The organism is Sphaerotilus microaerophilus (genome assembly GCF_023734135.1).
Taxonomy (GTDB): Bacteria; Pseudomonadota; Gammaproteobacteria; order Burkholderiales; family Burkholderiaceae_C; genus Sphaerotilus; species Sphaerotilus microaerophilus.
The window spans coordinates 1529851-1543625 of record NZ_AP025730.1; the positions used below are offsets into that span (position 1 = coordinate 1529851).

The following is a 13775-nucleotide window of genomic DNA, read 5'->3' on the forward strand; positions in this document are numbered from 1 at the left end:
TCCGGGCCCACGATCCGGCTTGCAGGCCGGATCGGTTCCCACGCTCGGGCTTGCAGGCCCGAGCGCATCGTCAGGCAGGAAAGAGTCTGCAGGGACTCGTTCCTGTCCTGACTCAGCCCTTGCAGTCCTCGGGGGTGCGCGGGGTCAGCTTCTTTTCTGCCACGTACTTCGCGGCGGCGGCCTTGACCATCGGCTTGAGGATGGTCTCGTCAGCCTGCAGCCAGTCGGAGGTGAAGTTCCACTTCTTGCCGTCCCAGGTGTGCACGCGGGCCCAGTTGGCGCCCATGTGGTCGGCGCAGGAGGTGGAGATCGGCCGCAGCACGCCGGCAAAGCCCAGGGTGTCGAGCTTCTTCTGGTCGAGCGCCAGGTTCTCCAGGCCCCAGCGGGTCTGTTCGCCGGTCATGACCTTGCCCTTGCCGTACTTTTCCTGGGCGCGCTTGACGCCTTCGACGGCGAACATCGCGCTCATCATGCCGCGCATGTAGAGCACCTGGCCGACTTCTTCCTTCGGCCCGGTGCCCTGGCCCTTGCCATGCACTTCCTTCAAGATGTCCTGGACGATCTTGGAATTGGGTTCCGCACCGTGCTGCATCGTCACGGCGTTGTAGCCCTTGGCGCCGTCGCCAACGTCCTTCACGTCCGGCTCGGCACCGGCCCACCACACGCCGAACATCTTCTCGCGCGGGTAGCCGGTGGCCACGGCCTCCTTGATGGCGGTGGAGTTCATCACGCCCCAGCCCCACAGCAGCACGTAGTCAGGCTTGCTCTGGCGGATCTGCAGCCAGGTGGCCTTCTGCTCCACGCCCGGCGCGGTCACGGGCAGCAGCTGCACGTCGAAGCCGTTGATCTTGGCGCGCTCCTGGACGGGCGGGATGGCTTCCTTGCCGAACGGGCTGTCGTGGTAGACCAGCGCGATCTTCTTGCCCTTGAGCTTGTCCAGGCCGCCTTCCTTCTTGGCGATGTGCTGGATCAGCGCGTCGGCGGCCACCCAGTAGGTGCCAGCGATCGGGAAGTTCCACTTGAACGCCATGCCGTCCTGGCTCTCGCTGCGGCCATAGCCGGCGGTGATCAGCGGGATCTTGTCGTTCGGGGCCTTCTCGGTCAGCGCGAAGGTGATGCCGGTGGACAGCGGCTGGAACACCGTGGCGCCCTTGCCCTTCAGGCGCTCGTAGCACTCCACGCCCTTGTCGGTGGCGTAGCCGGTCTCGCACTCTTCGTACGTGATCTTCACGCCGTTCATGCCGCCCTTGGCGTTGACGTACTTGATGTAGTCCACGTAGCCGTTGGCCCAGGGCACCCCGTTGGGGGCGTAGGCGCCGGTGCGGTACACCAGCACCGGGAAGAACTGCTCCTTGGCCTGCGCGAAGGCACTCGGGGTGGTGACCAGGCTGGCCAGACCGGCGGCGCTGAGGGCGGCGGCGGTGGCGAGGGTTTTCAACTTCATGGTTGCCTCCAGAGGTGTGAACAGCACGCGGCGGTGCAGGTGGGAAATGGGAGCCCGGTCGGTTCGGATGCCGGGGTGATCAGGAAACGACAGGCCGGCGCACCGGCTGTCCGGGTTGACTCGGTTCGTGCGGAGCGCGCGGGGCTCAATGTGGGAAGGGCCACAGGCGCAGCTTTTCCTTGCCGATCGACCACAGTCGGGCCAGTCCGTGCGGCTCGACGATCAGGAAGAACACGATCAGCGCGCCGAACACCATGAAGGTCAGGTGCGAGGCCAGCGCGGTGTCGAAGCCCAGCGCCACCGTCAGGTTGTCCAGCACGATGGGCAGGATGATGATGAAGGCGGCACCGAAGAAGCTGCCCATGATCGAGCCGAGCCCGCCGATGATGACCATGAACAGCAGGTCGAAGGAGCGGTTCAGGTTGAAGGCGGCCGGCTCCCAGGAACCCAGGTGCACGAAGCCCCAGAGCGCGCCGGCCACGCCGACGATGAAGCTCGACACCGCAAAGGCGGTCAGCTTGGCGTACACCGGGCGGATGCCGATCACCGCGGCGGCCACGTCCATGTCGCGCATGGCCATCCACTCGCGGCCGATGTTGCTGCGCACCAGGTTCTTGGCCAGCACGCCGAACACCACCAGGAAGGCCAGGCACAGCAGGTACTTCTGCACCGGGGTCTCGATCGGCAGGCCCAGCACGTTCAGGCCCGCCACGCTGACCGAACCCGAGGACGAGTCGTTGGTGAACCACTTGATGCGCAGGAACGCCCAGTCGACGAAGAACTGCGCCGCCAGCGTGGCCACCGCCAGGTACAGCCCCTTGATGCGCAGCGACGGGATGCCGAACAGCACGCCCACGCCGGTGGCGCACACGCCGCCCAGCAGCAGCGAGGCGATCAGCGGCATGCCCTCGATGCGCACCGAGAAGTTGTAGGCCGCGTAGGCGCCCACCGCCATGAAGGCGCCGGTGCCCAGCGAGATCTGGCCGCAGTAGCCCACCAGGATGTTCAGGCCCAGGGCGGCCAGCGACATGATCAGGAAGGGGATCAGGATCGCGCGGAACAGGTACTCGGGCGCCACGAAGGGCACGACGAAGGCGGCGAAGGCCAGCAGCAGCCCGATGGCAAGGCGGTCCTGCAGGATCGGGAAGATCTGCTGGTCGGCCCGGTAGCTGGTCTTGAACTGGCCGTTCTCACGGTAGAGCATGTGGTTCTCCTCGTTCTTCTCTTCGGCTCAGACGCGGTCGATGATCTTCTCCCCGAACAGGCCCTGCGGCCTGACCAGGAGGAACACGAGGGCGAGGACGTAGGCGAACCAGATCTCGATGCCGCCACCCAGCATCGGGCCGATGTAGACCTCCGAGAGCTTCTCGCCCACGCCGATGATCAGCCCGCCGATGATGGCGCCCGGCACCGAGGTCAGCCCGCCCAGGATCACCACCGGCAACGCCTTGAGCGCCACCAGCGACAGCGAGAACTGCACGCCCAGCTTGCTGCCCCAGATGATCCCGGCCACCAGCGCGACGAAGCCGGCCACCGACCACACGATCACCCAGATGCGGCTGAGCGGGATGCCGATGGACTGCGCGGCCTGGTGGTCGTCGGCCACCGCACGCAGGGCCCGGCCCGTGGCGGTCTTCTGGAAGAACAGGCTGAGCGCGCCGACCAGCGTCGCGGCGATCAGCGCTGCCGCCAGGTCCTCCTGGCTGACCAGCACGCCGCCCTGGAACAGGCTCTCGAACAGGAAGATCGGGTCCTTGGGCAGGCCCACGTCGATCTTGTAGATGTCGCTGCCGAACAGCGTCTGGCCGAAGCCGTCCAGGAAGTAGGTGATGCCCAGCGTGGCCATCAGCAGCGTGATGCCCTCCTGGTTGACCAGCTTGCCGAGCACGAAGCGCTCGATCAGCCAGGCCACCGCGATCATCACGGCCATCGCCGCCAGGAAGCCGACCAGGTTGGCGACCAGCTTGCTGTCGGTGCCCAACAGCTTGGGCGCCCACTCGGCAAAGCGCGCCATTGCGAGCGCGGCAAACAGCACCATGGCGCCCTGCGCGAAGTTGAACACGCCGCTGGCCTTGAAGATCAGCACGAAGCCCAGCGCGACGAGCGAATACAGCATGCCCGTCATCAGGCCGCCGATCAGCGTCTCGAGAAAGAATCCCATCGAATGTCTCCTGCGCCGGGTTCAGTGCGACGTGCCGAGGTAGGCGCTGATGACCTCCTCGTTGTTGCGCACTTCGTCGGGCGTGCCGTCACCGATCTTCTTGCCGTAGTCCAGCACCACGACACGGTCGGAGATGTCCATCACCACGCCCATGTCGTGTTCGATCAGCACGATCGTGGTGCCGAACTCGTCGTTCACGTCCAGGATGAAGCGGCACATGTCCTGCTTCTCCTCGACGTTCATGCCCGCCATCGGCTCGTCGAGCAGCAGCACCTGCGGCTCCATCGCCAGCGCGCGGCCGAGGTCGACGCGCTTTTGCAGGCCGTAGGGCAGGCGGCCCACCGGTGTCTTGCGGAAGGCCTGGATCTCCAGGAAGTCGATGATGTGCTCGACGTGGGCGCGGTGCGCGGACTCCTCGCGCTCGGCCGGCCCCCAGTGCAGCGCCTGCATGAAGAGGTTGCTCTTCATCTTCATGTTGCGCCCGGTCATGATGTTGTCGATCACGCTCATGCCCTTGAACAGCGCCAGGTTCTGGAAGGTGCGGGCCACCCCCATCTCCGCGACCTGCCGGCTGTTCATGTGGCTGAAGGTCTGACCACGGAAGGTGATCTTGCCCTCCTGCGGGGTGTAGACCCCGTTGATGCAATTGAGCATCGAGCTCTTGCCGGCGCCGTTGGGGCCGATGATGGCGCGCACCTCGTGCTCGCGCACGTTGAAGCTGATGTCGGTGAGCGCCTTCACGCCGCCGAAGCGCAGGCTGATGTTCTGGACGTCGAGGATGACGTCGCCGATCTTCTTCTGCTCGCTCATGCAGCGCTCCGTACGGCCGGGAAGGTCTTGGCGTCGATGATCTTCAGCGTGGCCGAGACGCTGCCGCTGCGACCATCCTCGAACTTCACCGCCGTCTCGATGAACTGTTCGGACTTGCCCTCGTACAGCGCGTCGACCAGCACCTTGTACTTGTCGTTGATGAAACCGCGCTTGACCTTGCGGGTGCGGGTCATCTCGCCGTCGTCGGCGTCCAGTTCCTTGTGCAGCACCAGGAAGCGGCTGATCTGGCTGCCCGCCAGCAGGGCGTCCTGCGCCAGGTCGGCGTTGACCTTCTCGACGCACTCGCGGATCAGTTCAAGAACCTGCGGCTTGCCGGCGATGTCGGTGTAGCCGGCGTAGGGCAGGTTGCGCCGCTCGGCCCAGTTGCCCACCGCCTCGAAGTCGATGTTGATGAAGGCGCAGACCTTCTCGCGGCCGTCGCCGAAGGCCACCGCCTCCTTGATGTGCGGGAAGAACTTCAGCTTGTTCTCGACGTACTTGGGCGCGAACATCGCCCCGTCGTTGGCGCCGCCCTTGATGCGGCCCACGTCCTTGACGCGGTCGATGATCTTCAGGTGTCCGCTGGCGTCGATGAAACCGGCGTCGCTGGTGTGGTACCAGCCCTCGGCGGTCAGCACCTCGGCGGTGGCGGCGGGGTTCTTGTAGTACTCCTTGAGCAGGCCGGGCGACTTGACCAGGATCTCGCCGTTCTCGGCCAGCTTGATCTCCACGCCGGCGATGGGCACGCCCACCGTGTCGGCGCGGGCCTCGTGGTCGGGCTGCAGGCAGACGAACACGGCGGTCTCGGTGCTGCCGTAGAGCTGCTTGAGGTTGATACCGATCGAGCGGTAGAAGGTGAACAGGTCCGGACCGATCGCCTCGCCCGCCGTGTAGGCCACCCGCACCCGGCTGAAGCCCAGCGTATTGCGCAGCGGGCCGTAGACGAACAGGTTGCCCAGTGCGTACTTGATGGAGTCGACCAGGCCGATCGACTTGCCGTCCATGCGCGCCGGGCCCACCCGCTTGGCCACGTCCATGAAGGCGTGGAACATCTTCTTCTTGATGGCGCCAGCGTCCTCCATGCGGATCATCACCGAGGTCAGCAGGCCTTCGAAGATGCGCGGCGGGGCGAAGTAGTAGGTCGGCCCGATCTCCTTGAGGTCGATCGTCACCGTGGCGCCCGATTCCGGGCAGTTCACCACGTAGCCGCAGGCCAGCCACTGTGCGTAGCTGAAGATGTTCTGGCCGATCCACGCGGGCGGCAGGTAGGCCAGCACCTCGTCGCGCTCGGTCAGGTTGTCGAACTTGGCGCCCGCTGAAGCCCGGTCGATGAGCGATCGGTGCGTGTGCACCACGCCCTTCGGGTTGCCCGTGGTGCCGGAGGTGAAGAACATGGCCGCCACGTCGCTGGGGGCAGTGCGCTCGATGGCCTGCTCCAGGAACTCGGGGTGCTGGCGCGCATAGGCCTTGCCTTCCTCGATCAACTGGTCAAGTCCGGACAGACCGGGTTCGTCGTACTTGCGCAGGCCACGCGGGTCGTCGAACCAGACGCGGGCGAGCTGCGGGCAGTGCTCGCGCACCTCCAGCATCTTGTCGACCTGCTCCTGGTCCTCGACGACCGCAAACCCGACCTCGGCATTGTTGAGCGGGAAGACGAACTCGGCGGCGACGGCGTCCTGGTACAGCGGCACGGGAATGGCACCCAGGCACTGCGCGGCCAGCATCGTGGCGCTCAGGCGCGGGCGGTTGTCGCCCACCACCACGATGTGCTGGCCGGGCTGCAGCCCGGCCGCGGCCAAGCCGCCGGCAATGGCGCGCACCATCTCCAGCAGGTCGTGCCAGTTCAGGCTCTGCCAGATGCCGTATTCCTTCTCACGCAGCGCCGCAGCCTGTGGACGCCGCCGGGCGTGGTCCAGCAGCAGGCGCGGGAAAGTCATGTTCTGCACCGCGGGTCTCCTCCGGGCAAGTGGGTGGGCGTGTCCGGCTCCATCAGGACACCCCTCACGATGGAAGCGGATGCTACGCAGCTATTTGACGCCAGGTTGTCGGCCTGACGACAATCCTAGGGACAGCCCGGGCAGGACTTTCCCAGGGGCTGAAGGGGTCTCTTTGTCAGGCGCTTGTCAAGTTGCCGGGCATCGGGGGCCATTTCAACGTGCAGCTTGATGCGTGTCATGTCTCAGCCCAACCAGCCGCCTGAATCGCCCCTGCGGGACCATCACTCGCCGCTGCGCCGCCGCGCCCGGGCAGCCACCCGGGCCGAGCTGGACATGGTGCCCTGGCTCCAGGTGCTGGCGGCGCAGGAGCGTGAGCACGTCATCGAGCACCTGCAGGTGGCCGATGCCGAGGTGGGCGAATTCGTCTGCAAGATCGGCCGCTCCGCCAACTTCTGGTTCGGCGTGATCGACGGCCTGCTGAAGATGAGCAACGACGGCACCACCAGCGCCTCGATCACCTTCACCGGGGTGCCGCCAGGGGCCTGGTTTGGCGAGGGCACGCTGCTCAAGCACGAGGTCTACCGCTACAACATCGAGGCCCTGCGGCGCAGCACCGTGGCGGGCCTGCCGCTGGCGAGCTTCGACTGGCTGCTCGCGCGCAGCATCCCCTTCAACCGCTACCTGATGCTGCAGCTCAACGAGCGCCTCAGCCAGTTCATTGGCGCGCGGGAGATCGACCGGCTCAGCGACCCCGACACCCGCGTCGCCCGCGGGCTGGCGGCGCTGTTCCACCCGGTGCTCTACCCGGGCGTGGGCGAATTGCTGCGCATCACGCAGCAGGAACTGGGCTACCTGATCGGCCTGTCGCGCCAGCGCGTCAACGAGGCGCTGCGCAACTTGCAGGCCGTGGGCCTGATCCGCATCGAGTACGGCGGGGTGCGCGTGCTGGACCTGGGCGGGCTGCGCGGCTACCGTCCGGCCTGACAAGGCGGCCGGCGCAGCACCGCAGCGCCCGGGCCGTCAGTGCACGAACCCCATCGGCGTGCGCCGCCCGCCCGCCTCGGGCAGGTCGGCCACCTCGATGGCCGTACGGCGCGCCAGCTTGGCGTTGCCAAAGGCGGTCATCCAGGCGCGCCGCATCTCCCGCGGGGCCAGCTCGGCCAGGCAGGCCAGCACGTCGTCGCCCGGGGCCTCCTCGAAGCGCCGGCCCCAGTCGTGCGCTGCGCGGATGCCCTGGTACAGCCGCAGCGCGATGAGGCGGGCGGCGTCGCGGTCGGGCAGGCGCACCTCGTAGACGTTCATGCGGTTCAGGATGGGCTCGGGAATCGCGCGCTCGTCGTTGGCGGTGGCCACCCAGATCACCTGGCTGGCGTCGATCGGCACCTCGGCGAACTCGTCGGTGAAGCTGTGTGCGGTGTCGTGCTCCAGCAGGCTGTAGAGCGCACCCAGCGGGTCGTAGGCGTGCTCGCCACCGGCCTTGTCGATCTCGTCGACGACGATCACCGGGTTGGCGTACTGGCCCTCCACCAGCGTCTCGAACACCTTGCCCGGTCGTGCGCCCTTCCACTGCGAGCTGGCGCCCGACGGCACCCAGCCCGCGGTGAGCGAGCTCATCGAGACAAAGCCCATGCCGGTGCCGAGCAGCTGGGCCATCTCGCGGGCGAAGTGCGTCTTGCCCACACCGGGTGGGCCGAGCAGCAGGATGGGGGTGATTTCCAGGGCATCCCGGCTGTCCTCGCAGAGCGCGAGCTGGCGCTTCACGTCATCGAGCACCGGGTGGAAGTTGGGCAGCGTGTCATAGAGGTGGTCCATCACCGGCAGCCCGCAGGGCTTGACCTGGAAGCGTTCCGGCCCCTTCTCCAGCATGCGCTCGTAGGTGGCACGCAGGTGCTCGTGTTCCTTTGCCGGCAGCTTGGTCAGGCGTTTCTCGACCTCGTCGGTGCGGTAGACGCGCCGCATCTGGGCGATCGGGATCGCAGGCTGGGCGCAGACCAGATCGGTGATCGGACGACTCATACGGAACCTCCGGGGCACGTCGAGCGGATGGCTGGAACCATTGCAGCAGAGCTTGCCAGTGCCGACCCGGCGAAGTAACCGGGGAATGTCCCCCACCCGGATGGATGGGGCCGATCCCGGGGCCTCGACGCGGGGTCTGCACAGGCTGCGCTGCTCCCCCATCATGAAGCAGAGTCCGTGCCCGAGACGCCCTTGCAGGCATCCCAGCCTGCGACGCGGCCAAGTCGCCTCGGCTGCAGCGCCACTTCACCCAGCAGCCACCGCGGATCCGGCTGGGCCGGTCCGCTGGTGGCGCCCCCCTTGAGGGGGGAGCGCCGTCAGGCGCTACGGGGGATGGGTCACTTCACCCAGGTATTGAGCTGGATGATCGGCATCAGCACGGCCAGCACGATCAGCATCACCATCGCGCCCATCACCACGATCAGCAGCGGCTCCAGGATGGTGGCCAGCTGCATGGCGCGGCGCTGCACCTCGGCGCTGAGCTGGGTGGCGGCGCGTTGCAGCATCAGGGGCAGCTCGCCGGTCTGTTCGCCCAGCCGGGCGAACATCGACAGCAGGCCCGGGAAGCGCTTTTTGGCTGCCAGCGCGGAGGCCAGCGGTGCGCCCTCGCGCACCTGCACCAGCGCGTCCATCGCGTCGGCGCGCATCGCGGCGTTGGAGAGCGTTTCGGCCGCCGCCTGCAGCGCCTTCAGGATCGGCACGCCGGAGCCGGCGAGCATCGCCAGCGTGCCGGCAAAGCGTGCGGCGTTGTAGCCGCGTGCCAGCTTGCCCACCAGCGGGAAGGTGAGGAAGAGCGCGTCGAGCTGCTCGCGCGTGGCGGCATTGCGCCGTGCCACCACCAGCAGGCCCACGCCGCCGGCGATGGCCAGCGCCAGCAGCCAGCCCCAGCCGCGGATGAAGTCGCTGATGGCCAGCATCGCCACGGTCAGGAAGGGCAGCGCGCGCTTGCCGCCGGCAAAGACCTGCGCCACCTGCGGCACCACGTAGGTGACCAGGAAGACCACGATGACGATCGCCACGCAAGAGACGATGGCCGGGTAGAGCGCCGCGCCGATCAGCTTGGCCTTGAGCGCCTGGCGCTCCTCCAGGTCGTCGGCGAGCTTCTCCAGCACGCGGCCGAGCTGGCCGCTCTGCTCGCCCGCGGCCACCACGGCGCGGTAGACGTCGTCGAACTCGCGTGGTGCGGCGCCCAGCGCGCGGGCAAAGGGCGAGCCGGCGTTCACCTCGGCGCGCAGGTGCGCCAGCAGCTCGCGCTGGCGCGGGTCCTCGGCCTCCTCGGCCAGCGCGGTCAGCGAGCGCTCCAGCGGCAGCCCGGCGCTGACCAGGCCGGCGAGCTGGCGCGTCCAGATCGCCAGGGTGGTTGAGCTGTAGGCGCGCTTGCCGCGCCGTAGCGCGGCCGGGCCGTTGCCGGCGGGCGCATCGCCGGCCACCGGCAGCACCGCCAGCGGCACCAGGTCGCGCGCGCGCAACTGGGCGCGCACCGCCTTGGCGTTGTCACCTTCGAGCAGGCCGGTCTGCGTCTTGCCGGCAGCATCGAGCGCTTCAAATCGATAGGCAGGCATGGCGCCTTACTCTCGCGTCACGCGCAGCAGTTCTTCGATGGAGGTGGTGCCGTCGGCCACCAGGCGCTCGCCGTCCTCGCGCATCGAGCGCATGCCGCTGCGCTGGGCGGCGGCGGTGAGCTTCGATTCGGGGGCGCGCTCGTGCACCAGCGCCCGCAACGCCTCGTCGGCCACCAGCAGCTCGTAGATGCCGCGCCGGCCCTTGTAGCCGGTGTGGCCGCAGTGGTCGCAGCCGATCGGACGCCACCGCCCGGTCTCGTCCTGGCGCTTGCACTTCGGGCAGAGGCAGCGCACCAGCCGCTGGGCCAGCACGCCCAGCAGGCTGGAGCTGAGCAGGAAGGGCTCGATGCCCATGTCGGTCAGGCGGGTGACCGCGCTGGGCGCGTCGTTGGTGTGCAGCGTGGCCAGCACCAGGTGGCCGGTCAGCGAGGCCTGCACCGCGATCTGGGCGGTCTCGTGGTCGCGGATCTCACCGATCATGATCACGTCCGGGTCCTGGCGCAGGATGGCGCGCAGGGCTTTGGCGAAGGTCAGGTCGATCCGGGCGTTGACCTGGGTCTGGCCGATGCCGGGCAGCTCGTATTCCACCGGGTCTTCCACCGTCAGCACGTTGGTGGTGCTGGTGTCGATGCGCCCCAGGCCGGCGTAGAGCGTGGTGGTCTTGCCCGAGCCGGTCGGGCCGGTGACCAGCACGATGCCGTGCGGCTGCTGCAGCAGGCGGTTGAAGCGCGTGAGCGTCTCGCCGGCCATGCCCAGGCCTTCGAGGGTGAACTTGGCCTCGCCCTTGTCGAGCAGGCGCAGCACCGCGCGCTCGCCGTGCACGCCGGGCAGGGTGGAGACGCGCACGTCGATCGCACGCCCGCCAATGCGCAGGCTGATGCGGCCGTCCTGCGGCAGGCGCTTCTCGGCGATGTCCAGCTCGGCCATGATCTTCAGGCGCGAGATCAGCGCAGCGTGCAGCGCCTTGTTGGGCTGCACCACCTCGCGCAGCGTGCCGTCGACGCGGAAGCGCACCGCCGAGCTGCGCTCGTAGGGTTCGATGTGGATGTCGCTCGCGCCGTCCTTGGCCGCCTGCGTGAGCAGGGCGTTGAGCATGCGGATGATCGGCGCGTCGTTGGCGGCCTCCAGCAGGTCCTCCACTGCGGGCAGGTCCTGCATCATGCGGCTCAGGTCGACGGCGCTTTCCACCTCACCGACCACCGCCGCGGCGCTGGACTCGCCCCCGGCGTAGGCCTGCGCGATGCGCTGGGTGAGCCGCTCGGGGGTGTCGCGCTCGATGGCCTCGACCGCGTACAGGCGCTGCACCTCGGCCAGTGCGGCGAGCGAGGCGGTTTCGGGGGCGGCCCAGAGCACGAGGCGCTCGCCGTCGTCCTCCAGCAGCAGCTGCTGGGACTTGGCCCAGGCGTAGGGCAGGGGGTGGCGCATGTGTGGACAGCCCTGGGTCAGCGGCTGGCGGCCGGGGCCGGTGCTGGCGCGGTCGCACCCCAGTTGATCGGCGCCAGCGGGCTTTCCGCCGCAGGCAAGGCGGGCTTGCCGGTCGAACCGGTCGGGCGCCCGGCGGACGGGGGCGGCAGCTTGGCTGGGTCGGGAAGGGGCGCGGGGGCGGGCGCCGGTGCGGCGGGGGCCGCAGGTGTGGCAGGAGTCGGTGCGGCCGGGCGCTGCACCTGTGGCAGCACCGGAGATTCATTGATGTCCAGCACCGACGAGGGGCGGGGCTGGCTGCCCTGCTGCTGGGCGCGGATGGCCTCGTAGCGGTCCAGCGTCAGTGCGTTGGCATCGGCCTGGGTGCGCATCACCACCGGGCGCAGGAAGACCAGCAGGTTGGTCTTGACCCGCTTGCGGTTCTCGGCGCGGAACAGGTTGCCGATCAGCGGGATGCTGGCCAGACCGGGCACGCGGTCCTCGCCGTCGGCATACTCGTCCTTGAGCAGGCCGCCCAGCACCATGATCTGGCCGTCGTCAACCACCACGGTGGTCTCGATCGCGCTCTTGTCGGTGCGCGGGCCGGCGCTGTTGGAGACGGTGGACTCGACCACCGAGGAGTTTTCCTGGTAGACCGACATGCGCACCGTGCCGTTCTCGCCCACCTGGGGCTTGAGGCGCAGCGTCAGGCCCACATCCTTGCGCTCCACGGTCTGGAAGGGGTTGGTCGAGCCGCTGCTGCCGCCGGTGTTGGTGTACGAGCCGGTGATGAAGGGCACGTTCTGGCCGATGACGATCTTGGCCTCTTCGTTGTCCAGCGCCACCAGGTTCGGCGTGGACAGCACGTTGGCGCCGGTGTTGGTCTCCAGGAAGCGTGCCAGCGCGCCCAGCGTGTAGACGCCGTTGATCGCCTTGAGCAGGCCCACGTTCAGGCCGTTGCCCAGCAGGCTGGAGGCGGTCGTGTTGGCCAGGGAGGTGACCGTGGTGGTCGACAGGTTGACGATGTTGCCGGTGCTGCCGTAGTTGGTGCCGGCCACCACGCCGTACTTGTCGCCGCTTTTGCCCAGCAGGCCCTGCCACTGGAAGCCGAACTCGGCGGCCTGCTGGGCGTCCATCTTGACGATCATCGACTCGACGTAGACCTGCGCGCGCCGGGTGTCGAGCTGGTCGATGACGGCGCGCAGCTGCCGGTACACCGGCTCGGGGGCGCTGATGACCAGCGAATTGGTGGCCGGGTCGGCCTGGATGAAGCCCCCTGTGGACGGTGCTGCAGCGGCGTTGACCGGCGCGGTGGCTGCAGCGGACAGGCCGGTGGAGCCGCCGGCGCCCGTGGCCGCGTTGGCCACCGCCACACCGGCCGGGCTGGCCACCGGGAGGCCGGCCCCGCCGGCCCCGGCGCCCGCTGCCCCGCTGCCACTGCCGGCCGCGCTGTAGGCCGCGCGCAGCACCTGGGCGAGCCGGGTGGCGTCGGCGTTCTTGAGGTAGACGACGTAGATGTTGCCGCCTGGGGCGGTGCCGGCGGCGGGGCGGTCGAGCTTGTCGATCACCGCCTTGACCTGGGCCAGGCGGGCCGCGTTGGGCGCGCGCACCAGCAGCGCGTTGGTGCGCGCGTCGGCCAGCACCGACACCGCACCACCGCCGGCCGCCCCGGGCACCGCGGCGGCGGCCGAGCTGTCGGCGAAGCGCTGCACCATCTGCGCCATGTCGGAGGCCACCGCGTGCTTGAGCGGCACCACCTCCACGTCGGTCGTGGCCGGGATGTCCAGCGCGGCGATGATCTTGGCGATGCGCTGCAGGTTGTCGGCGTAGTCGGTGATCACCAGGCTGTTGTTGCCCGGGTTGGCGTTGATGGTGTTGTTCGGAGAGATCAGCGGGCGCAGCACCGTCACCAGGTTGTTGACGTTCTCGTGCTGCAGGCGGAAGACCTGGGTCACGATCTGGTCGCCCTTGCGCACCACCTCGCCCACCGACACGCTGCCGGTCTGCAGCTTGGCCTCGGCCTCGGGCACCACCTTGAGCAGCCCGGCCACGTCCACCACCGCGAAGCCCAGGCCACGCAGGCTGGCCAGGTAGTTCAGGAAGGCCTCGCGGGTGGTCAGCGGCTGCTCGCTGTAGAGCGTCATCGTGCCCTTGACGCGGGGGTCGACCACGATCGGGCGGTTGACGATGGCCGACATGGCCCGCGAGATCGCCTCGACCTCGGCGTTGACGAAGTTGAGCGTCACGGCGTCGTTGCGGGCCCGCTGCGGGTTCCCGGCCTTCTCGGCCCGTTCCACCTTCTCTGCCCTGTCCGCCTTGTCCTTGCTCTTCTGGGCCAGCGCGGGCAGGGGGTGCAAGGCCGTGGCGGCCAGCGTCGCGGCGAGCGCGGCGGCCAGGGCGCGGGGCACCGGGCCCGGGGACGCGAGGCGGTGGCGCAGCTTCAT

General features: G+C 68.6%; 10 protein-coding genes. 1 reads left to right on the forward strand and 9 read right to left on the reverse strand.

The features are described from left to right. Nucleotides 1-112: 112 nt before the first annotated feature. From NGK70_RS06765 to NGK70_RS06785, 5 genes are all read right to left on the reverse strand, one after another. Nucleotides 113-1444, reverse strand: a complete 1332-nt coding sequence (locus tag NGK70_RS06765) for an ABC transporter substrate-binding protein (protein ID WP_251972505.1) — start codon at nt 1442-1444, stop codon at nt 113-115. A gap of 145 nt (nt 1445-1589) precedes the next feature. Beyond that, entirely contained in the window at nt 1590-2648 is a 1059-nt protein-coding gene (locus NGK70_RS06770) for a branched-chain amino acid ABC transporter permease (protein ID WP_251972506.1), read from the reverse strand. A 27-nt stretch (nt 2649-2675) separates the two neighbouring features. After that, entirely contained in the window at nt 2676-3605 is a 930-nt protein-coding gene (locus tag NGK70_RS06775; RefSeq protein WP_251972507.1) for a branched-chain amino acid ABC transporter permease, read from the reverse strand. 21 nt (nt 3606-3626) lie between these two features. Further along, complete coding sequence (locus NGK70_RS06780) at nt 3627-4415, reverse strand: ABC transporter ATP-binding protein (RefSeq protein WP_251972508.1); 789 nt, start codon at nt 4413-4415, stop codon at nt 3627-3629. After that, on the reverse strand, nt 4412-6352 hold the full coding sequence (locus NGK70_RS06785) for an AMP-dependent synthetase/ligase (protein ID WP_251973705.1): 1941 nt from the start codon (nt 6350-6352) through the stop codon (nt 4412-4414). The genes NGK70_RS06780 and NGK70_RS06785 overlap by 4 nt, the downstream gene beginning before the upstream one ends. Before the next feature lie 237 nt (nt 6353-6589). On the opposite strand from NGK70_RS06785, the gene NGK70_RS06790 reads away from it, so the two are divergent. Beyond that, nucleotides 6590-7336 (forward strand): Crp/Fnr family transcriptional regulator, encoded by a 747-nt coding sequence (locus NGK70_RS06790; protein WP_251972509.1) that lies wholly within the window; start codon nt 6590-6592, stop codon nt 7334-7336. A gap of 36 nt (nt 7337-7372) precedes the next feature. Here the strand turns inward: NGK70_RS06790 and NGK70_RS06795 are convergent, their stop codons facing one another. From NGK70_RS06795 to gspD, 4 genes are all read right to left on the reverse strand, one after another. Further along, complete coding sequence (locus tag NGK70_RS06795; protein WP_251972510.1) at nt 7373-8368, reverse strand: AAA family ATPase; 996 nt, start codon at nt 8366-8368, stop codon at nt 7373-7375. Between the two features lie 338 nt (nt 8369-8706). Further along, a complete protein-coding gene (gene gspF / locus NGK70_RS06800; RefSeq protein WP_251972511.1) occupies nt 8707-9930 on the reverse strand; it encodes a type II secretion system inner membrane protein GspF in 1224 nt (407 codons plus the stop codon). Between the two features lie 6 nt (nt 9931-9936). Further along, nucleotides 9937-11355 (reverse strand): type II secretion system ATPase GspE, encoded by a 1419-nt coding sequence (gene gspE / locus NGK70_RS06805; RefSeq protein ID WP_251972512.1) that lies wholly within the window; start codon nt 11353-11355, stop codon nt 9937-9939. 17 nt (nt 11356-11372) lie between these two features. Next, complete coding sequence (gene gspD, locus NGK70_RS06810; RefSeq protein WP_251972513.1) at nt 11373-13775, reverse strand: type II secretion system secretin GspD; 2403 nt, start codon at nt 13773-13775, stop codon at nt 11373-11375.